Source organism: Kitasatospora sp. NPDC096147 (assembly GCF_044763225.1).
Lineage (GTDB): Bacteria > Actinomycetota > Actinomycetes > Streptomycetales > Streptomycetaceae > Kitasatospora.
This window is the reverse complement of record NZ_JBIWFX010000014.1, coordinates 39,601-60,157: the sequence shown is the minus strand read 5'-3', so window position 1 is coordinate 60,157 and position 20,557 is coordinate 39,601. Positions and strand designations below refer to the sequence as shown.

Annotated in this window: 17 protein-coding genes; 6 read left to right on the top strand and 11 right to left on the bottom strand. The window is 73.2% G+C overall.

Features of this window, described 5'->3' with window-relative positions; all coding sequences use genetic code 11:
• Positions 1-36 precede the first annotated feature (36 nt).
• On the bottom strand, positions 37-1,857 hold the full coding sequence (locus ACIRBX_RS31475; protein ID WP_402302211.1) for a phosphatidylglycerol lysyltransferase domain-containing protein: 1,821 nt from the start codon (positions 1,855-1,857) through the stop codon (positions 37-39).
• Positions 1,858-2,267: 410 nt separating this feature from the next.
• Here ACIRBX_RS31475 and ACIRBX_RS31470 point away from each other — a divergent pair, with 410 nt between their 5' ends.
• On the top strand, positions 2,268-3,020 hold the full coding sequence (locus tag ACIRBX_RS31470) for a ferritin-like domain-containing protein (RefSeq protein WP_402302210.1): 753 nt from the start codon (positions 2,268-2,270) through the stop codon (positions 3,018-3,020).
• An 85-nt stretch (positions 3,021-3,105) separates the two neighbouring features.
• On the opposite strand, the gene folE is transcribed toward ACIRBX_RS31470, so the two are convergent.
• From folE to dacB, 6 genes are all read right to left on the bottom strand, one after another.
• On the bottom strand, positions 3,106-3,711 hold the full coding sequence (gene folE / locus ACIRBX_RS31465; protein ID WP_402302208.1) for a GTP cyclohydrolase I FolE: 606 nt from the start codon (positions 3,709-3,711) through the stop codon (positions 3,106-3,108).
• A gap of 111 nt (positions 3,712-3,822) precedes the next feature.
• Complete coding sequence (ftsH, locus tag ACIRBX_RS31460; RefSeq protein WP_402302205.1) at positions 3,823-5,847, bottom strand: ATP-dependent zinc metalloprotease FtsH; 2,025 nt, start codon at positions 5,845-5,847, stop codon at positions 3,823-3,825.
• Positions 5,848-6,088: 241 nt separating this feature from the next.
• Entirely contained in the window at positions 6,089-6,628 is a 540-nt protein-coding gene (gene hpt / locus ACIRBX_RS31455; protein ID WP_380149463.1) for a hypoxanthine phosphoribosyltransferase, read from the bottom strand.
• An 82-nt stretch (positions 6,629-6,710) separates the two neighbouring features.
• Complete coding sequence (tilS, locus tag ACIRBX_RS31450) at positions 6,711-7,844, bottom strand: tRNA lysidine(34) synthetase TilS (RefSeq protein ID WP_402302203.1); 1,134 nt, start codon at positions 7,842-7,844, stop codon at positions 6,711-6,713.
• Between the two features lie 937 nt (positions 7,845-8,781).
• Positions 8,782-9,942, bottom strand: coding sequence for a zinc-dependent metalloprotease (locus ACIRBX_RS31445; protein ID WP_402302201.1), 1,161 nt, complete (start codon positions 9,940-9,942; stop codon positions 8,782-8,784).
• A 143-nt stretch (positions 9,943-10,085) separates the two neighbouring features.
• Positions 10,086-11,468 carry a D-alanyl-D-alanine carboxypeptidase/D-alanyl-D-alanine-endopeptidase gene (gene dacB / locus ACIRBX_RS31440; protein WP_402302199.1) on the bottom strand — a complete coding sequence of 461 codons (1,383 nt, stop codon included), beginning with the start codon at positions 11,466-11,468 and terminating at the stop codon, positions 10,086-10,088.
• A gap of 75 nt (positions 11,469-11,543) precedes the next feature.
• Between dacB and ACIRBX_RS31435 the strand changes: the two genes are divergently transcribed.
• Positions 11,544-12,035 (top strand): inorganic diphosphatase, encoded by a 492-nt coding sequence (locus ACIRBX_RS31435; RefSeq protein WP_402302198.1) that lies wholly within the window; start codon positions 11,544-11,546, stop codon positions 12,033-12,035.
• Positions 12,036-12,206: 171 nt separating this feature from the next.
• Positions 12,207-12,875, top strand: coding sequence for a heme oxygenase (biliverdin-producing) (locus tag ACIRBX_RS31430; protein WP_402302196.1), 669 nt, complete (start codon positions 12,207-12,209; stop codon positions 12,873-12,875).
• Between the two features lie 73 nt (positions 12,876-12,948).
• Here ACIRBX_RS31430 and ACIRBX_RS31425 read toward each other — a convergent pair whose 3' ends face one another.
• Entirely contained in the window at positions 12,949-14,715 is a 1,767-nt protein-coding gene (locus tag ACIRBX_RS31425) for an HtaA domain-containing protein (RefSeq protein WP_402302194.1), read from the bottom strand.
• A 41-nt stretch (positions 14,716-14,756) separates the two neighbouring features.
• Entirely contained in the window at positions 14,757-16,265 is a 1,509-nt protein-coding gene (locus ACIRBX_RS31420; protein ID WP_402302191.1) for an HtaA domain-containing protein, read from the bottom strand.
• Positions 16,266-16,424: 159 nt separating this feature from the next.
• Here ACIRBX_RS31420 and ACIRBX_RS31415 point away from each other — a divergent pair, with 159 nt between their 5' ends.
• Genes ACIRBX_RS31415 through ACIRBX_RS31405 form a run of 3 tightly spaced genes read left to right on the top strand, consistent with a single transcriptional unit; the run spans position 16,425 to position 19,362 of the window.
• The gene (locus ACIRBX_RS31415; protein WP_402302190.1) at positions 16,425-17,423 is read left to right on the top strand and encodes a hemin ABC transporter substrate-binding protein; all 999 of its coding nucleotides are present in this window, start codon (positions 16,425-16,427) and stop codon (positions 17,421-17,423) included.
• Complete coding sequence (locus tag ACIRBX_RS31410; protein WP_402302188.1) at positions 17,420-18,550, top strand: FecCD family ABC transporter permease; 1,131 nt, start codon at positions 17,420-17,422, stop codon at positions 18,548-18,550. Before ACIRBX_RS31415 ends, ACIRBX_RS31410 begins: the two co-directional genes overlap by 4 nt.
• A complete protein-coding gene (locus ACIRBX_RS31405) occupies positions 18,547-19,362 on the top strand; it encodes a heme ABC transporter ATP-binding protein (RefSeq protein ID WP_402302186.1) in 816 nt (271 codons plus the stop codon). The genes ACIRBX_RS31410 and ACIRBX_RS31405 overlap by 4 nt, the downstream gene beginning before the upstream one ends.
• A 7-nt stretch (positions 19,363-19,369) precedes the next feature.
• On the opposite strand, the gene ACIRBX_RS31400 is transcribed toward ACIRBX_RS31405, so the two are convergent.
• Positions 19,370-19,585 (bottom strand): dodecin, encoded by a 216-nt coding sequence (locus ACIRBX_RS31400; protein ID WP_402302184.1) that lies wholly within the window; start codon positions 19,583-19,585, stop codon positions 19,370-19,372.
• Positions 19,586-19,738: 153 nt separating this feature from the next.
• A complete protein-coding gene (locus ACIRBX_RS31395) occupies positions 19,739-20,269 on the bottom strand; it encodes an ABC transporter substrate-binding protein (RefSeq protein WP_402302182.1) in 531 nt (176 codons plus the stop codon).
• Positions 20,270-20,557 lie beyond the last annotated feature (288 nt).

The window sequence follows — 20,557 nt, the reverse complement described above, 5'->3', positions numbered from 1 at the left end:
CGCGCCCCTGGGTCGCTGCCCTCCCGAGCCCCGCCGTCAGGCGGCCTTGGTCAGCCGCGCAGCCTCCGGCATCAGGCCCTGCCGCTGCTTCTTGCGCCACGGCATCGGCAGCCCCAGGGTGATGAACGCCTCCGCCTGCATCGCGGCGAAGCCGATCCTCGGCAGGTCCCGGGTCTGCGGGTAGACCAGGAAGCGCGGCTCCCACTCGGGCTGGAACTTCGCGTTGAACTTGTACAGCGACTCGATCTGGAACCACCGCGACAGGAAGACCAGCAGCCCCCGCCAGACCCGCAGCACCGGCCCGGCCCCGATCCGCTCCCCGCGCGCCAGCGCCGAGCGGAACATCGCGAAGTTCAGCGACACCCGCCGCACGCCGAGCGCCGGCACGGCCTGCAGCGCCGCCACGATCAGCAGCTCGTTCAGCCCCGGGTCGGCCGCCCGGTCACGCCGCATCAGCTCCAGCGAGATCCCGTCCGGCCCCCACGGCACGAAGTGCAGCACCGCCTTGAGGTCGTCCGCGTCGGCGGGCTCGCCCTCTTCGGGGGCCTTGTGCGCGGTGACCACCACGCAGTCGTCGTCCCCCTGGTCGCCGAAGCGGCCGAGTGCCATCGAGAAGCCGCGCTCGGTGTCGGTGCCGCGCCAGCGGGCGGCGGCGTCGGCGATCCGGTGCTTCTCCTCCAGGCTCAGGTCGCCGACCCGGCGGACCTGGCAGGAGTAGCCGTTGCGCTCGATCCGCTTCACCATCTGGCGGACGTTGCGCATCGCCCGGCCGGAGAGCGAGAAGGCGGCGGTGTCCACGATCGCCTCGTCCCCGAGCTCGATCGCGTCCAGCCCGGCCTCCCGGGTCCAGATCTCGCCGCCCTGCTCGGAGCAGCCCATCACGGCGGGCACCCAGGCGTGCGCCCGGGCCTCGGCCATGAAGACCTTGATCGCCCCGGGCCAGGCCTCCGGGTCGCCGACCGGGTCGCCGGAGGCGAGCATCACGCCGGAGACCACCCGGTAGGAGATGGCGGCCTTGCCGGTGGGCGAGAAGAGCACGCTCTTGTCCCGGCGGAGCGCGAAGTAGCCCAGCGAGTCCCGCTCGCCGTGCCGCTTCAGCAGCTCACGGACCTTCACCTCGTCCTCGGCGGTCAGCTCCGGCTCGGGCTTCTCCGGCCGCAGCGCCAGGTAGGCGGTGGTGCCGACGGTGATCAGGCCGAGCGCGCCGAGCGAGTAGCCGACGTACCAGGCGACCTTCTCGGAGCGGTAGTCGACCGGGCCCTCGAAGCCGACCAGGCCGTAGACCACGTGCTGGAACCGCTCGGCCAGGCCGGGGGTGTTCACCTCGGCGCCGGTGCGGACGCCGACGATCAGCAGACCGAGGCCGATCGAGACGGAGGCCAGCAGGACGAAGGCGGCACCGGCCCGCCAGCGGGTGCGCGGGTCGGCCTTGGCGTAGAACTCGCGGTGGTGCACCAGCATCACCACGAACAGCACCAGCGAGATCACCGCCGGGCCGACCTGGTGCCAGCGCAGCAGGTGCAGGCCGGCGCCGATCGGCAGCAGCACGCAGACCGCCCGCCAGGCCCGGCGCTTCCGCCGGCGCAGCGCGTGCGCCAGCATCACCAGCAGCAGGCCGACCATCAGGGTGCCGGCGGCGGCCAGCGTGGTGGTGCCGCCGGGCAGCTGGCCGGCCAGCCACTGCATCTTGGTGCCGCGCAGCCGGGGGAACACCGCGCAGGCGATGTCCACCAGGCCGATCAGCAGCGCGGTGTACCCCACGGCGCCGGGCAGCCAGGCCCGCGGCACGGCCGCCGCCTGGGTGCGCAGGGACTGGAGCCGCCGACGCGGCTGCTCCGGGGTCGGTTCAACGGACACGGGCGTACTCACGGGGTGTCAGCGTACGGGCTGCCGCGGGCAGTTCTGCCCCTCCGGAGGAGGAGTCGTGCGGAACCTTCATGACAAATCCTTGTTCTGGCAATCTGACCGTCGGACGAGCGCCCGGAGTGGCTCGTTCCGGGTGCGCGACCGGCGGTGGTGCCCTGGGGACGGGTGGGCGGTGCGACCTGACGGGTGCTCGGACCGTGCGCGGCACGGCACCCGGAGGTGGGCCGCACACGGTGGACGCAGCATTCTAGGCCCCCGGTTGCGCCGCTCCGCGTCGTCCGCGGTGCCCCTTCGCGCCGACTTCGGTGCCCCCGGCGTCCACCCGCCCGGCGCAGCACCGGTGGCCCACCGGACCGGCCCCGGCACAGGATTGACGTCCCGACAGCAGGAGACGATCCGCCATGCTCAGCACCCGTTCGCTGTTCCAGGAGATCTACGCCGACGACCGGGCGTACCAGCTGTTCTGCTCGGTCGCGGCCGGCGGCGAGGACCAGGGCGGCTGGGAGAACGAGCGGATCACCGAGCTCACCACCGACCCGGTGCTGGCCCCCAAGGTGGCCCGGCACGGCGCGGACGAGCGCAAGCACGGCCGGATCTTCACCCAGCTGCTGCACAAGCGCGGGCTGGAGAAGGTGGCGATCCCGCCGGCCACCGACTACTGCATGCTGCTGGAGCGCCAGGGCATCGGCCTCTCGCACGACCGGCTGACCTCCGGCACCCCGCTCACCGAGCGGGAGGTGATCACCTACCTGGCGCACAGCCGGGTCACCGAGCAGCGCGCGTCCGAGCAGATGCGCCAGCTGGTGAAGGCGTACGCCGACAACCCGGAGCTGGACAAGGCGATGCGGATGATCTCCGCCGACGAGGACAACCACCTCGCCTACTGCCACGAGGAGCTGCTCCGGCTGACCGCCGAGGGCCACGGCCCGTACGTCCGGCACGCGCTGGAGTCGATCGCCCGGGGCGAGATCCGCACCCACCGGGACGTCGGCCTCGCGGTGATGGCCGAGCTGGGCCGCGTACTGGGCTGGCCCCGGCACCAGCGGCTGCTGCTGGCGGCCGGGCTGCACGCGCTCTACCTGTACGACCGGCTGTGGGGCTGGCGCCGGATGGTCAGCCTGCGGATGCCGGCCAAGCGCAACGCCCTGGGCTGACGGGTCGTCGGCCCAGGGCGTTCAGCGGTCGGTCGGCAGCGGTCGGTCGGCAGCGGCCGGTTCGGCGGTCGGTTCAGCAGTCGGCTCAGCGGCCGATGATGAGGCTCATCGCCTCGGCCCGGGTGGCCGGGTCGCGCAGCTGGCCCCGGACGGCCGAGGTGATGGTCTTGGCGCCGGCCTTGCGGATGCCGCGCATCGACATGCACATGTGCTCGCACTCGATCACCACGATGGCGCCGCGCGGCTCCAGGATGCGCATCAGCGAGTCGGCCACCTGGCTGGTCAGTCGCTCCTGCACCTGCGGGCGGCGGGCGTAGACGTCCACCAGCCGGGCCAGCTTGGAGAGGCCGGTGATCTTGCCGCTGGTGGACGGGATGTACCCGACGTGGGCGACGCCCCGGAACGGCACCAGGTGGTGCTCGCAGGTGGAGTACACCTCGATGTCCTTGACCAACACCATCTCGTCATGGCCGAGGTCGAAGGTGGTGGACAGCACCTCCTCGGGCGTCTGCCAGAGGCCCGCGAATATCTCCTTGTAGGCGCGGGCCACCCGGGCCGGGGTCTCCAGCAGGCCCTCGCGGTCCGGGTCCTCGCCGACCGCCAGCAGCAGCTCGCGCACGGCGGCCTCCGCGCGCTTCTGGTCGAACTCCCCGATCGCGGGGTCCTGGTCCAGAGTCACCGGGTCGATCATGCGGGCCTCGCAAGCTGGTCAGTGGAGTCAGTGGAAAAGGGTCCGAGCAGCACGGATGCCGCGCCTCCAGGGTACAAACCCGGGTGACGCGGCATCCATTCCGATCGGGTGTCAGGCCTCCGGAGAGCTCTCCGGCAGCTTGACGATGTCGACCTGCGGGGCGGCCTCCGCCTGAGCGGCGTTGTTCAGCGCCAGCTCCTTCGGGGACTGCACCGGCGGCCGGGTGGACGGGGTCCGGCGGGCCGAGCCCGTCCAGGCCGGCCGGGCCGGGCGCTTCACGATGGTGCTGAAGATCTCGGCGATCTGCTCCTTGTTCAGGGTCTCCTTCTCCAGGAGCTCCAGCACCAGGTTGTCGAGCACGTCGCGGTTCTCGACCAGGATCTCCCACGCCTCGTTGTGCGCGGTCTCGATCAGCTTCTTGACCTCCTCGTCCACCAGCCCGGCGACCTCCTCGGAGTAGTCGCGCTGGTGGCCCATCTCGCGGCCGAGGAACGGCTCGGAGTCGGAGGTGCCGAACTTGATCGCGCCGAGGCGCTCGGTCATGCCGTACTGGGTGACCATGGCCCGCGCGGTGGCGGTGGCCTTCTCGATGTCGTTCGAGGCGCCGGTGGTCGGGTCGTGGAAGACCAGCTCCTCCGCCGCGCGCCCGCCCAGCATGTAGGCCAGCTGGTCGAGCATCTCGTTCCGGGTGGTCGAGTACTTGTCCTCGTCCGGCAGCACCATCGTGTAGCCCAGGGCACGGCCGCGGGACAGGATGGTGATCTTGTGGACCGGGTCCGCGTTCGGAGAGGCCGCCGCGACCAGGGCGTGGCCGCCCTCGTGGTACGCGGTGATCTTCTTCTCCTTGTCGGACATGATCCGGGTCCGCTTCTGCGGGCCCGCCACCACACGGTCGATCGCCTCGTCCAGGATGGAGTTGTCGATCAGCTTCTTGTCCGAACGGGCCGTCAGCAGGGCGGCCTCGTTGAGCACGTTGGACAGGTCGGCACCGGTGAAGCCGGGGGTGCGCTTGGCGACGGCCGAGAGGTCGACGTCCGGGGCGACCGGCTTTCCCTTCTGGTGGACCTTCAGGATCTCCAGACGGCCCATCAGGTCCGGGCGGTCCACCGCGATCTGGCGGTCGAAGCGGCCCGGGCGCAGCAGCGCCGGGTCCAGGATGTCCGGGCGGTTGGTGGCGGCGATCAGGATCACGCCGCCCTTCACGTCGAAGCCGTCCATCTCGACCAGCAGCTGGTTGAGGGTCTGCTCGCGCTCGTCGTGACCGCCGCCGAGGCCGGCGCCGCGGTGGCGGCCGACCGCGTCGATCTCGTCGACGAAGACGATCGCCGGGGCGTTCGCCTTGGCCTGCTCGAACAGGTCACGGACCCGGGAGGCACCGACACCGACGAACATCTCGACGAAGTCCGAGCCGGAGATCGAGTAGAACGGCACGCCCGCCTCGCCGGCCACCGCGCGGGCCAGCAGGGTCTTGCCGGTCCCGGGCGGGCCGTACAGCAGCACGCCCTTGGGGATCTTGGCACCGACCGCCTGGAACTTGGCCGGCTCCTGGAGGAACTCCTTGATCTCGTGGAGCTCCTCCACCGCCTCGTCCGCACCCGCCACGTCGGCGAAGGTGGTCTTCGGGGTGTCCTTGGTGAGCAGCTTGGCCTTGGACTTGCCGAACTGCATGACCCGCGAGCCGCCGCCCTGCATCTGGTTCATCAGGAACAGGAAGACCAGCACGATGATGACGATCGGCAGCATCGACAGCAGCAGGCTGACGATGGTGGACTGCTTCTCGGGCACCACGGTGTAGCCCTTGGGCACGCTGGCCGGGTTGTCGGTCAGCCAGTCGGCCAGGGCCGCGCCCTGGGTGTCGACGTAGGAAGCCTGGAACTTGGAGCCCGAGGGCACCTTGCCGTTGCTGCCGGCGGGCAGCTTCTGACCGTCCCTCAGCTCGACCTTGATGAGGTTCGAGTCGCCGGTGGTGATCTGCACCGACTGCGCCTGGTTGCCCTTGATCGCGGAGACGACCTGGCTGGTGTCCGCCGTCTTGGAGCCGCTGGAGTCGGAGACGACCTGCATCAGCACAATGACGGCGAGGACGGCCAGCACGATCCACATGATCGGCGCACGGAAGTATCGCTTGACGTCCATCCATGCGGGGCGTTGCCGCCCCGTCCCTCCTGCCACTCAACAGCGCTGATCGGCTGTGGCCGTCGGCGCATCCGGTATGTGCTCATGAGAAGAGCGGTTTATGGGACCGTACCGCAGCCTTCACCGCCGACGGCGGGAGCACGACGACTACGACGTATTTTCCTACCCCGGCACAACGGGCGGGAACATCGCACTGTTCCCGCCCGTCGCCCGATCGGGGCAGCATTTCGCCGACGGTGCGTCAGCCGCCGTAGACGTGCGGCGCCAGGGTGCCGATGAACGGCAGGTTCCGCAGCTTCTCGGCGTAGTCCAGGCCGTAGCCCACCACGAACTCGTTCGGGATGTCGAAGCCGACGTACTTGACGTCGATCTCGACCTTGGCGGCGTCCGGCTTGCGCAGCAGGGTGCAGACCTCCAGGGAGGCCGGACCGCGCGAGCGCAGGTTGTTCAGCAGCCAGGACAGGGTCAGACCGGAGTCGATGATGTCCTCGACGATCAGGACGTCCCGGCCCGAGATGTCGGTGTCCAGGTCCTTGAGGATCCGGACCACGCCCGAGGACTTGGTGCCCATCCCGTACGAGGAGACCGCCATCCAGTCCATGGTGACCTTGGAGTGCAGCACCCGGGACAGGTCCGCCATCACCATCACGGCGCCCTTGAGCACGCCGACGATGAGCAGGTCGCGGCCGGCGTAGTCCTGGTCGATCCGCTCGCCCAGCTCCAGGAGCTTGGCGTCGATCTCGTCCTTGCTGATGAGCACCTTCGCCAGGTCGGCGCCCATGTCGTTGTGATCCACCGGGGATACGTCCTCAAACGTTCGGGGTCCTGTGTCGGCGGCGGCCCTGCGACCTGGTGTTCATCCGTCAGTCGCCCTGGCGCCGGAACACCAGCGTGCCACACGTGCGGGTGACCTCCACCCCTCCGGGTAGGTGCAACGGCCCCTGGCCACGCCATCCGGTGACCAGCAGGTCCACCGTTTCGAGGTGACGGGCGAACAGGTCACCGGCCGGACAGCCCGCCCGCAGCGCGGCCCGTCGCAGCAGCCGGCGGCGGACGGCCGGCGGCAGTTCGGCCAGCCTCGGGACGTCCAGCGCCCCTTCGGCCGTCCGGAGGTCGCGCTCGGCCAGCGCGGCCCACTGGTCCAGCGCGTCGGCGTCGTCGCGGAACAGCCGGGCGGTCCGGGCCAATGCCTCCACCACCCCGGTGCCCAGGTGCTTCTCCAGCACCGGCAGCACCTCGTGCCGCACCCGGGCCCGGGTGTAGGCCGGGTCCGCGTTGTGCGGGTCGTCCCAGACCGGGATCGACTGCTCCTGACAGGCCGTCCGGGTGGCCGCCCGGTCCAGCTCCAGCAACGGCCGCCGGTAGCGGCCCTTCTGGGCCGGCATCCCGGCCAGCGACCGGGCGCCCGACCCCCGGGCCAGGCCCATCAGCACCGTCTCGGCCTGGTCGTCCCTGGTGTGCCCGAGCAGCACCGCCACCGCACCGAAGCGCTCGGCCGCCTCGTCCAGCGCGGCGTACCGCGCCTCCCGGGCGGCGTTCTCCGGCCCGCCCTGACGGCCCACCAGCACCTCGACCGCCTCCACCGGGTCCAGCCCCAGCTCGGCGAGCCGGTCCGCCACCTGGCGGGCCCGCTGCCCGGAGCCGTCCTGCAGTCCGTGATCCACCGTCACCGCGCCCACCCGCAGGCCGAGCTTGGGCGCCTCGAAGGCGGTGGCGATGGCCAGCGCCATCGAGTCGGCGCCGCCGCTCACCGCGACCAGCACCAGCGGCGAACCGGGGGCGGCGGGGGTGCGGGGCAGTCCGGAGGGGTGCCGTCGGGCGTTGCCGATCAGCGTGGTGGCGCTCTCGGGGGCCGGCGCCCCGCTGAGCGCGAGGGCGGCCGGGCGGCCGCGCGGCGAGCGGGCGGCCGGGGTGATGTCGCCCAGGTCTGCGGCGAGTTCGGCGAGGGTGCGGCGGACGGCGAGGCGTATCGCCGCGACGGCGGGGTGTGGTCCCACGGGGAGGCACTCCTTGGCACGGGGGCGGAGCGGGAACGGTGACACGGCGTCAGCCCAGAGTCACCGGATGCTCACAGATGGTCGCAGAATCCGGGCACCGGCTACGCCACCCGCGCCACCGGTACGACCACGGTCCCACGTACGAGTGAATGAAGAAACGTTCACCCATCGCCAACGGGTCAACCCGGAGGCACCCGTGTACGACCCCCGCCCGACTGACCCACCGTCAGCAGGGAGCGGAGTCCCACCGGAGGCGAAGGACCCGCCGGAGCCACGGCACCCGCCCGGGGCGAAGCATGCACCAGAACCGGCGAGCCGACCCTCGGCAGGCGACCCGCCCGGGCCCGGACCGCCCGCCGGGCTCGCCACAGGCAGTCGGAACGACTCACCCGGCGCACCCGCCGCAGACGGGGCTCGGCGCAGGCCCGACATGCCCGGCGCAGACAACCCCCCACCACGCCCAGAACACCCTTACCCCCGAGCCCGCCGCAGGCAGGGCTCAGCGCGGGTCCGACAAGCCTGCCGCAGGCAGCCCCCACAACACCCGCACCACAGCCAGACCACCCTTACCCCGCAAGCCCGCCGCAGGCAGGGCTCAGCGCGGGCCCGACAAGCCCACCGCAGACGGTCCCCACCACACCCAGAACACCCTTACCCCCCAAGCCCGCCGCAGGCGAGATCCGGCGCAACCCCCGCAAGCCCGCCGCAGGCAGGGCTCAGCGCGGGCCCGACAAGCCCGCCGCAGGCGACCCCCACCACGCCCAGAAGTTCCTTGCGCCACAAGCCCTCCGCAGGCGAGCTCCGGCGCAGCCCCCACAAGCCCGCCGCAGGCAGGGCTCAGCGCAGGCCCGACAAGCCCGCCGCAGGCGACCCCCACCACACCCAGAACTTCCTTGCCCCACAAGCCCGCCGCAGGCGAGCTCCGGCATGCCCGCCGCTAAGGCGTGACGCGGGCGACCCAGGCGGCGGGGTTGTGGATCTCCTCCTTGGTGGGGAGCGTGTTCGGCGAGGTCCAGACCCGGTTGAAGCCGTCCATGCCGACCCGGTCCACCACGCCCCGGACGAAGACCGCGCCGTCCTGGTACTGGCGGAGCTTGGCGTCCATGCCGAGCAGGCGGCGGATGACCAGGTCGAGCCGCCCCGCGCCGACGGCCCGGCGCTGCTGGAACTTCTCCCGGATCTCCCCCACGCTGGGCACCACGACCGGCCCGACGCCGTCCATCACCACGTCCGCGTGGCCCTCCAGCAGGGACATCACCGCAGTCAGCCGGTTCAGGGTCTCGCGCTGCACCGGGGACTGCACCACCTCCAGCAGCGAGCCCCGCTCGCGCTCCCCCTCGCCGCGCCCGGCGAGCAGCCCGCGCGCCCGCTCCAGCAGCGCGACCGGATCGACCTCGGTCTGCGCCAGGAAGGACTGCACCTCGGACTGGATGTGGTCGCGCAGCCACGGCACGGCGGTGAACTGGGTGCGGTGGGTCTCCTCGTGCAGGCAGACCCAGAGCCGGAAGTCGTGCGGGTCCACGTCGAGTTCGCGCTCCACCTGGACGATGTTCGGGGCGACCAGCAGCAGCCGGCCGGGGGACGGCGGACGCAGGCCCACCCGGGGCGAGTCCATGATCCCCTCGGGGCTGTCCGGGGCGCTCGGCAGCGGTCCGGGGTACTCGGCCGGGGCGAAGGTCTCGTACTGGCCGAGCACCTTCCCGGAGAGGAAGGCGAGCACCGCGCCGATCTCGACGCCGGTGGCCTTCTCGCCGATCGTGCCGAACACGGCGGCGCCGGGGGTGTCGGTGCGGCGGGCCTGGAGCTTCTCGACCAGCGGCTGGACCACGGTGCGGAAGCCGGCCACGTTGGCCCGCACCCAGCCGGGGCGGTCCACCACCAGCACGGGGGTGGCCTCGGTGGCCAGCAGGCTGGAGGAGGCCATCCGGGTGTAGGCGCGGACGTGCTGCTCCGCCTCCAGCGCGTGGCGCCGGAGTTCGGAGACCACCTCGGCCGCCTCGGACCGGGTCACCTGCGGGCCGGGCCGTGCCAACCGGGTCGCCGTAGCGACCGCGAGATCCCAGTCGACCATCCCAGCCCCACCGCTCGCGCTCGTCATGCCTTCACCGTACGGGAACGCCCGCCCGAGGCACATGCTTGCGCGACGGACGCGACCCCGACGGATCCCCGACGCAGCCCGGACGCGACCCCGACAGCCGCCGGATGCGGCCCGCAGCGCCCGGACGGCCTCCTGACGGACCGTCAGTGGCAGCCGCAGGCGGCCAGCCGGCCGACCACCCGGTCGATGGCGGCACGGGCGGCGTCGCCGAGGGCGGTGGTCCTGGTCATCAGGGCGAAGGTGAGCGGACGGCCCTCGGCGTCCATCGCGGTGCCGGCCAGGGTGTAGATGCCGCTGCCGCCCAGGGTGCCGGTCTTGGCCCGGACGATGCCCAGCCCCTCGGGGGACTTGGCGAAGCGGCCGGCCATCGTCCCGGTGAAGCCGGCGATCGGCAGGCCGGTCAACACCGGTCGCAGCCGGGGGTGTTCGGGCGAGGAGGCGAGCGCCAGCACCTTGGCGAGCACCAGCGGGGAGATCTGGTCCCCGGTGTGCAGGCCGCTGCCGTCCAGCAGGACCACGCCGCCCATCGGCACCCCGAGCGACTCCAGGGTCTGCTTGGTGGCCTGCGCGGCGCCCTCGAAGCTGGCGGGCAGCTTGGCGGCGAGCGCGACCTGACGGGCGATCGTCTCGGTGAGCAGGTTGTCCGAGGTGGTCAGGAAGCGCTCGACCAGGCGGTCCAGGGTCGGTGACGTCACCGACCCCAGCTCGGCCGCACCGGCCGCAGCCGGCTGGGCGGAGGGCTTGCCCTGGACCGCGATGCCGAGTCCGCCGAGCTGGGCGGCGAACGCCTCGGCGGCCCGGATCTGCGGGTCGGCGACCCGCAGCGGAGCCTCACTGGGGTCGCGCGGGTCGGCCTTGGCCTCGTCCACCATCAGGGCGGTGACGTCGGAGATGTTGGTCGCGTCGTGCTGGGCGTGCCGGGCCGGGCCGGTGAAGAGGGTGGTGTCGTAGCCGAGCTTCACCGAGGTGACGCCGGCCGCCTTCAGTGCGGTGGCGGTCCGCTGGGCCAGGTCGGCCAGGGTGGCCGGGGCGGTGTCGTCGTCGACCGGCAGGCCGCCGACCCGGACGTCGGCCCGGGGCAGGGTGGAGAGCGTCGGGTCGCCACCGCCGACCAGCACGATCTCGTCGGGAGCGGCGCCCCGCACCACCTTGGTGGCGAGCCGGGTGTCGCCCGGGACGAGGTGCAGCGCGGCGACGGCGGTGAGCAGCTTGGTGGTGGAGGCCGGGGTGGCCGCGTTGTTCTCGTTGCCGCCGAGCAGCAGGGCGCCGGTGACCCCGTCGGTGACGGCGAAGCTGAGCGTGCCGAGCGCCTTGTCCTGGAGCAGCGCACCCAGGTCGCGCTGGAGCCCGGCGGTGGTCGGCAGGCCGGTGTCCCCGCCCACGCTGGCGGCCAGCACCGCTCCCCCGGTGGGGGCCAGCTTCTGCCCGGCCGTCGCGGTGGTCAGCCCGCCGGTGGCGACCGCCACCGCCAGCACCCCGGCCAACGCCGCCGTGCGGCCGTGCCGCACCCCCGTCCCTCGCTGCACCACCGGGCCCCTTTCCTGAGCACACCTTGCCGTAGGAGACACTAGATCCTGCCAGTCCCTACCTTGGAGGAACCGTTGGAGTTCGACGTCCTGATCGAGATCCCGAAGGGCTCCCGTAACAAGTACGAGGTCGACCACGAGTCCGGTCGCCTGCGCCTTGACCGGATGCTCTTCACCTCGACCCGCTACCCGGCCGACTACGGCTACGTCGAGGGCACCCTCGCGGACGACGGCGACCCGCTGGACGCGCTGGTCATCCTGGAGGAGCCGACCTTCCCCGGCTGCCTGATCAAGTGCCGCGCCATCGGCATGTTCAAGATGACCGACGAGGCCGGCGGCGACGACAAGCTGCTCTGCGTCCCGGCGACCGACCCGCGCTGGTCGCACCTGCAGGACATCCAGCACGTGTCGGAGTTCGACCGTCTGGAGATCCAGCACTTCTTCGAGGTCTACAAGGACCTGGAGCCCGGCAAGTCGGTCCAGGGTGCCGACTGGGTCGGCCGCACCGAGGCCGAGGCCGAGATCAACGCGTCGGTGAAGCGCTTCGAGGAGAACGGCGGCCACTGAGGCCCCGTCACTTCCCGGGACCGGGGCGAGCAGTCATCTGCTCGCCCCGGTCCTTTTTCATCCCCCCGTGCGACGGGTACTTTTACCGACAGTCTGTCGGCATCACGTTGACTTAGGTAAGGCTAACCATAGAGAATCGGACCAGCTCCCCCCTTGAACCCGGAGGCCCCCGTGACCGTTGTCGAGCCCGTTCCGTTCTCCACCGTGCTGCGCACCGCCAGTGCCGCCGAGCACGAGGCCGCCGAGAGCTCGCCCTTCATGGGCCACCTGCTCAAGGGCCGGCTCGGGGTGGACGCCTACGCCGAGCTCTCGGGTCAACTCTGGTTCGTCTACCAGGCGCTGGAGGGCCGGGCGGCCGAGCTGGCCGAGCACCCGGTGATCGGCCGGTTCATCGACCCGGCGCTGTTCCGCACCGCCGCCCTGGAGGCCGACCTGCTCCACCTGCGCGGCGAGGGCTGGCGCGACGGGCTGGTCGCCCTGCCCGCCACCGCCGCGTACGCGGCCCGGCTGGAGGAGCTGGTGGAGACCTGGCCGGCCGGGTACCTGGCCCACCACTACACCCGCTACCTGGGCGACCTGTCGGGCGGTCAGATCATCCGCGGCATCGCCGAGAAGACCTGGGGCTTCGAGAAGAAGGGCGCCGGGGTGCACTTCTACGTCTTCGACCAGATCGACAACCCGGCCGCCTTCAAGCGCGACTACCGGGCCAAGCTGGACGCCGCCGGGCTGGCGCTGGACGAGGTCGAGCAGCGCCGGGTGGTCGAGGAGACCAAGCGGGCCTTCCAGCTGAACGGCGCGATCTTCACCGATCTCGACCTGCGGTACCCGCTCAGCGCCTGAGCCCCTCGACGACGGTGCCCCCGCCGGGAGTTCGACTCCCGACGGGGGCACCGTCGCGTCCTGGTGTCGCGGGTCAGCGGGTCCGGCGCCGGACCAGCACGGTGGTGCCGCCGCCGAGCAGCAGCAGACCGGCGGCGGTGGCCACCAGCGGGACCAGCGGGGTGTCCATGCCGGTGGAGGCCAGCTGACCGGTCGAGTCGAGCGAGCCACCGGTGCTGCCGACGGAGCCGGTGCTGCCAACGGAGCCGGTGCTGCCGATGGAGCCGGTCGAACCGGTGCTGGTCAGCACGGCCCCGCCGCCCGTCGAGCCGCCACCGGTCGAACCGCCGCCCGTGGCACCGCCGTTGGTGCCGCCGGTGGTGCCGCCCGTGCCGGCCGAGGGGGCCGGGGTGGAGGGCTTGGTGGTCGGCAGGGTGGCGCCCTGCTCGAAGGCGAGGGAGGCGGTCACCGGGTCCAGCGCGTCACCCTCCTTGTAGAAGCCGGCGAAGGCGGTGGCGCCCTCCGCCGTCAGGGTGGCCGGGAGCTGGTTGAGCGTCACCACGCCGTTGACCGGGGCGAAGCTCGCCTTGGAGACGTCCAGTGCGGCCAGCTTCACGCCCTTCCACTGGGCGGTGTTGCCGTCGGTCCCCTTGGAGCTGAGGTCGGCGGTCAGGAAGGCGCCGGAACGCTCTATCAGCACACCCGGGTTGGCGATGCTCAGGTCCAGCTCGTAGGTGTCGCCCTTGGGGTGGGCCAGGAAGCGGACCGAGCCCTGGAAGCCGGCCGTGACGGCGTGGGTCTTGGTGTTGTACGCACCGCTGCCCTTGCCGAACCGGTAGTCGGCCGCACCGCCGCCGAACTCCACCTTGCCGCCGCTCATCGGCATGGCCAGGTACTTGCGGAACGACTCCTTGACGCCCCAGTCCAGGGTGCCGTCCACGATCGGCAGTTCGACCGGGGCGGTGCTGGGCGAGGCTGAAGCGGACGGGGAGGCGGACGCCGAGGGCGAGGCGGACGCGGACGGGGACGCCGATGCGGAGGGCGAGGCCGAGGGCGAAGCCGACGGGGAGGCCGACGCCGACGGCGAAGCCGAGGCGGACGGGGACGCCGAGGCGGACGGGGACGCCGAGGCGGACGGGGAGGCCGACGCCGAGGGCGACGGCGAGGCCGGGTCCGACGGGGAGGCGGAGGGCGAGGGCGTGTTGGTGGGCGTGGACTTGGCGAGCACGATCTTCACCGGGTCCATCGCGGCACCCGCCTGGTAGAAGCCGCCGAAGACCGCCGAGCCGTCCGCCGTCAGGGTGGCCGCCGCCGGCACGCCGGTGGTGGTGTCCCGGCCGACCGCGAAGGTGACCAGCGGGGCGTCCTCGCGCTTGACCACCTTGGGGCTCTTCGCCTTGGTGACCGGGTCCTCGACCAGCTCCACCGTCGAGGCGTCGGCGGTGATCGAGCCGGTGGCCCCGCTCGTGGCGAGCTTGAAGTCGGTCAGGGTGATGTCCATCTGGCCGCCGTGGGCGGTGAACCGGACCCCACCGGCGAAGGTGCCGGAGAGCGCGTGGGTGGTGGTGTCGTACTCGCCCGAGCCGTCGAAGTGCAGGCTGCCGTCCGCGTTCCGGGTCGCGCCGCCGGTCAGCTCGACCTTGCCGCCCTGGGAGGCCGGGCCCTCCAGGTACTTGAGGAAGCTGCTCTTCACACCCCAGTCGAACGAGCCCTGGTCGTAGACCACCTTGGCCGGCCCGGCGCCGAAGGCCAGGCTGGGCACGCTGACGGCGGTCAGGGTGAGGCCGATGGCGGCGGCGGCCAGGGCCGGGAGCGGGGTGCGGTTGCGGGTGGCGCGGGTGCGGTCGGTGGTGACGGGCATGACGGTGATGCTCCTTCAAGCGGGGGAAGGGGAAGGGGAGTTCAGGCGGCCCGGCGACGGCGGACCAGCAGGACGGTGCCCACGGCGGCACCGGCCACCAGCACCCCGCCGACGACGGCGACCGGCACCCAGCCGGAGCCGGAGTCGGAGGCGGCGGCCACGGGGGTGGCGGCGGGGGTGGCCGGAGTGCTCGCGGAGGCACTCGGGGCGGCCGGACCGAGGTCCGGCAGCGGCGGCAGGGCGGCGGCCGGGTCGAGCGCGACGGCGAAGCTCAGCGGGTCCATCGCGGTGCCGGCCGGGTAGAGCCCGCCGAAGGCCTTGCTGCCCTCCTCGGTGAGGGCGAGCGGGAGTTCGGCAGCCTTGAGCAGGCCGCCCTCGGGCTTGAGCGCGGCGGCGTCGAAGGTGGCCAGCGGTACGCCGGTGAGCTGCTGGGCCTCGCCGTTCGGGGACTTGCCCGACACGTCGGCGCTCAGCGTGCCCTTGCCGCCCGCCACCTTCACGGCCGGGGAGGTCAGCGCCAGGTCGAGGCCGTACGCGCCGCCGCTCTCCATGCCCCGGAAGCGGACCGTGCCGGTGAAGGCGGCGGTCAGCTCGCCGGTGGCGGGGTCGTACGCGCCCTTGGCCGGGGTCCAGCGGAAGAAGGCACCGCCGTCGGCCGCACCGCCCTCCAGCTGCCAGCCGCCCTTGGCGATGGTGCCGGTGACGTAGTCCCGGAAGGTGCGCCGCACGCCCCAGTCCAGGGCGCCGTTGGCGAACTCGGTGCGGGGGGCGGCGGTCGGGCTCGCCGCCGCCGTGGGAGTCTCGGCGGGCGTCTCGGCCGGGGCCGGGGGCGCCGACGAGGAGGCGGCGGCCGACGGGGTGTCGGCAGGCTTCGGCTTGGCGCTCGCGGACGGCGTCGGCGCGGTGCTCGGGGCCGGCTCGGCGGCGGCCTTGACGTTGACCGAGAGGGTCAGCGGGTCGAGCTGGGTGCCGGCCGGGTAGAAGTTGCCGAAGGCGGTGGCCCCGGCGGCGGTCATGGTGGCGGGCACGCCGGAGAGCGTGATGGTGCCGCCCTGGCCGCGCAGGTCGATGCCGCCGAGCCCGAGGTCGGCCAGCTTCACCTGGCTCGCACTGCTGACCGTGCCGGTGTCCTTGGCCTTGCTGACCACGTCGGCGTAGAGCCCGCCGCTGCCGCTGCCCGCCTTCACGGTGAACCGGCTGAGCTTCATGTCCAGGGCGAAGGTGCCGTTGCTCTCGTGGCCCTTGAAGTTCACCCCGCCGGAGAGCGCGGCGGTCAGCGCACCGCTCTCCGGGTCGTAGGAGCCGGTGGCCGAGTGGAACCGGAAGGTGTCGCCGCCGACCGTGGAGGCGCCGCCGGTCAGGCTCCAACTGCCCTTGGCGATCGGGCCGGTGACGTAGCTGAGGAAGGAGTGCTTGATGCCCCAGTCGAGCCGCCCGCCGGAGACCGTGCCGGGGGCGGCGACGGCCGGCACGACCGCCAGGGTCAGCAGCGTCGCGAGGGCCGCGACCAGGGTGGCGGCGAAGCGGCGCAGGCGGCGCGAGAAGGACATGGCGGAGCGCTCCAGGGCAGCGGGGTGCAGAGGGGTCGAAGGTGACCCCCCCTTGCGTTTCTGAGGTAAGGCTAACCTAATATATGCGTCAAGAGTCACCCCGGGTCCACCCCCGCATCACCTTCCGGTGGCGCCCAGCACCCTTCAGAGGAGCAGCAGTTGACGGCGAAGTACCGAATCCGCGTCCGCGCGCTGGGCCTCGCCCTGCTGCTCGCCACCGCCGTCGGCTGCGGCGGGGCCGCCACCGGCAAGGCCGCCCCGACGGCCGCCGCCGCACCCGACCGGATCGAGCCGCCGGCCGCCGTCCCGGTGCCCGTCCTGCCGGTCACGGTGGACTCGGCCGACGGCCGCCAGGTCACCGTGACCAGTGCCGAGCGGATCATCCCGCTGAACGGCAGCCTGTCCGAGCTGGTCTTCTCGCTCGGCCTCGGCGCCAAGGTGGTCGCCCGGGACGTCTCCACCACCTTCGAACAGGCGGCGCAGCTGCCGGTGATCACCCAGGCGCACGACGTCTCGGCCGAGGGCGTGCTCTCGCTGCGCCCCACCCTGGTGCTGGCCGACCGCTCCACCGGCCCGGCCGAGGCGGTCGCCCAGATCCGGGCCGCCGGGGTGCCGCTGGTGGTGCTGGACGACGCCAAGCAGCTCTCCGACGTGGACGCCCGGATCGCCAGGGTGGCCGGCGCCCTCGGGGTGCCGGACGCCGGGCGGCAGTTGACGGAGCGTACGGCCGCCCGCACCGCCGAGGTCCGGGCCGGGATCGACGCCGCCGGCAAGCACCCCAAGGTGGCCTTCCTCTACCTGCGCGGCAGCGCCTCGGTCTTCCTGCTCGGCGGCCCGGCCTCCGGCGCCGTCTCGCTGATCGAGGCGGTCGGCGGCACCGACGCGGGCACCGCCGCCGGGCTGACCGGCGACTTCACCCCGCTCACCAGCGAGGCCCTGGTCAAGGCCGCCCCGGACGCCATCCTGGTGATGGGCAAGGGCCTGGAGTCAGTCGGCGGCGTGGACGGGCTGCTGAAGCTCCCCGGCGTGGCCCAGACCCCGGCCGGGCTGGACCGCCGGGTGGTCTCGGTGCCGGACGGCGAGCTGCTCAGCTACGGCCCGCGCACCCCCGAGGTGCTGAAGTCGATCGCCGGCCAGCTCTACGGGAGCGGCAAGTGACGACCCTTCAGGACCCTCCGGCCGCCGCCACCACCGCCACCACCGCCACCGCCGGGGCCGGGACCGGGGCCGGGGCCGGGAAGCCGTCGAAGAGCCGCCGCCCGTCCCGCACCGCCCTGCTGACCGGCGGTCTGGCCGCCGCCCTGCTGGTGGCCGCCCTGCTGGCCGCCGGGACGGGCGCCTACGCCGTCCCGCTCGGTGACGTGCTGGCCTCCGTCGCCCACCGCCTCGGCCTCGGCGGCCACGCGCTGGAGCGGGTGCCCGAGTCGGTGCTGTGGAACGTCCGCTTCCCCCGGGTGGTGCTGGCCCTGCTGGTCGGCGGCTCGCTGGGCTGTGCCGGGGCGCTGATGCAGGGCGTGTTCGGCAATCCGCTGGCCGAGCCCGGGGTGATCGGGGTCTCCTCCGGCGGCGCGGTCGGCGCGGTGGCCTGCATCGTGCTCGGCCTGGATTCGCTGGGCAGTTGGACGATCACCGCCTTCGCCTTCGGCTCCGGCCTGATCACGGTCTTCGCGGTCTACGCGCTGTCCCGCTCCGGCGGCCGGACCGAGGTGGTCACCCTGGTGCTCACCGGTGTCGCGGTGAACGCCTTCTGCGGCGCGCTGATCGGCCTGTTCCTGTTCACCGCCGACTCGGCCGCGATCAACCAGGTGACCTTCTGGCAGCTCGGCTCGCTGGCCCAGGCGACCTGGGGCAAGGTGCTGGCGGTGCTGCCGTTCGCCCTGCTCGGCCTGGCCGTCGCGCCGTTCTACGCCGGGAAGCTGGACCTGCTGGCGCTCGGCGAGCGCCCGGCCCGGCACCTCGGGGTGGACGTGGAGCGGATGCGCCTGGTGCTGATCACCGTGGTCGCCCTGCTGACCGCCGCCGCCGTCTCGGTCAGCGGCATCATCGGCTTCGTCGGCTTGGTCGTCCCGCACCTGCTCCGGATGCTGGCCGGGCCCGGCCACCGCTTCCTGCTGCCCGGCAGCGCGCTGGCCGGCGCCCTGGTGCTGCTGCTCGGCGACCTGGCCGCCCGCACCCTGGCCCAGCCCGCCGAGCTGCCGCTCGGGGTGCTCACCGCGCTGATCGGCAGCCCGTTCTTCTTCTGGCTGCTCCGCAGGACCCGTACCAAGCAAGGGGGTTGGGCATGAGGCGGCCACGACGGCAGGTCCCGGAGCGCCCCGCGCCGGGCACCGAGGTGCTCTCCACCGAGGGGCTGCGGCTGAGCCTGGGCGGGCGTGAACTGCTCGCCGGGGTCGACCTGGTGGTCCGGGCCGGCGAGGTGCTGGCGCTGCTCGGGCCGAACGGCGCGGGCAAGTCCACCCTGCTCTCGGTGCTGGCCGGGGACAACGCCCCGACGGACGGCCGGGTCCGGCTGCTCGGCCGCCCGCTCGGCTCCTACCGGCCGGCCGAGCTGGCCCTGCACCGCGCGCTGCTGCCCCAGCACTCCGGGCTGACCTTCCCGTTCACGGCCGGCGAGGTGGTCCGGATGGGCCGTGCCCCGTGGGCCGGCACCGCCGCCGAGGCGGAGGACGAGGAGGTGGTGGCCGGGGCGATGGCCGCCACCGAGGCCACCGCCTTCGCCGAGCGCCCGTTCACCGCGCTCTCCGGCGGCGAGCGGGCCCGGGTGGCGCTGGCCCGGGTGCTGGCCCAGCGGGCCGCCGTGCTGCTGCTGGACGAGCCGACGGCGGCGCTCGACCTGCGCCACCAGGAGCTGGTGCTCCGGGTGGCCCGGGAGCGGGCCGCCGCCGGGGACGCGGTGGTGGTCGTGCTGCACGACCTCTCGCTGGCCGCTGCCTACGCGGACCGGATCACCCTGCTCGCGCAGGGGCGGCCGGTGGCCGACGGGCCGGTCGCCGAGGTGCTCTCGGCCGGGCTGCTCAGCGAGGTCTACGGCCACCCCGTCGAGGTCCTCCCGCACCCCGGGACCGGCGCGCCGCTGGTCCTGCCGATGCGCGCCTGAGCCCGCGTCAGTCCTCGTCGTCGAGGCGGAAGCCGACCTTGAGGCCGACCTGGTAGTGCGCCACCGCGCCGTCGGCGAGGTGGCCGCGGATCTGGGTCACCTCGAACCAGTCGAGGTTGCGCAGGGTCCGGGAGGCGCGGCTGACGCCGTTGCGGATCGCGGCGTCCACGCTCTCGGTGGACGATCCGACGATCTCGGTGACCCGGTAGACGTGGTCGGTCATGGCTGGCTCCCAACGCTGAGGACGGCTGCTCCGTGACGGCCCCCCGACCCCACCCACCGTGCCCCACCCGGGTGCCCGCCGCACGCGCAGCGCGCCGCCCGGGGCAGGGCGCCATCGGACGCGGGCCGGGGACGGGGCCGGGGTGGCGGGCCGTCAGCTCCCGGACAGCAGGTCGTCCACCCGGGCCTCGCCCTCCCGGTACCGGCGGGTGATCTCCGCGCTGCAGTCGTCGGCCCGCCGCTGGAGTGCCTGGCGGCGGCCGGAGACCTCCCGCTCGTGCACCGTCAGCCGCTCCACGGCGGCCAGCAGCTCCTCGGTGGCGTGCGCACCGAGGTCGGCCAGCTGGACGTCACCCATCAGGGCGTCCGCCTCCCGCTGGTAGCGCTCACCGCGCGGCGGGCCCATCCGCAGGTGCCGGGCCGGCCGGCGGACGCCGGACGGGGCGTCGGCCAGGATCGACGGCAGCCGGCCGACCAGGTCCTCCGCCTCCGGGTGCTCGGTGGCCAGCCGGCGGCGCTCCAGCTCGGCCCGGAGGATGTCCATCCGCCCGTGCAGCAGCCGCCGCAGGTAGGAGAGGTCGGCCTCCTGGTCGTTGGCGTCCCGGCGGATCAGCCGCAGCTGCTCCAGCCCCAGGCCGGTGAGCCCGTACGTCTGCTCGTCGTGGGCCGTGCTGCTCGCGTCCATCAACCAACCGCCTGCCGCTGTTCCGGTCACCGTACCCCCCTCAGAGTGCCCCCTGACGCCCCGTCACCTCGTGCACGACCGCCCGGCACCGGAGGTTCCCGTCGGAAGGGGAGACCACCCGTGCGAGGGATGCGAGCGTTCGAGACCTCCGAACAGAGGCCGCCCGCGCGCCGTCCACAGCGTGCCATCCGCAGCCCGCCCCCGCACCGCCCGTACCCCCGAACGGCCCCCTGGCGAAGGGGGGTGGCTGATGTGAAGGAGTCGCACCCGGGACAATCCGCAGGCCGC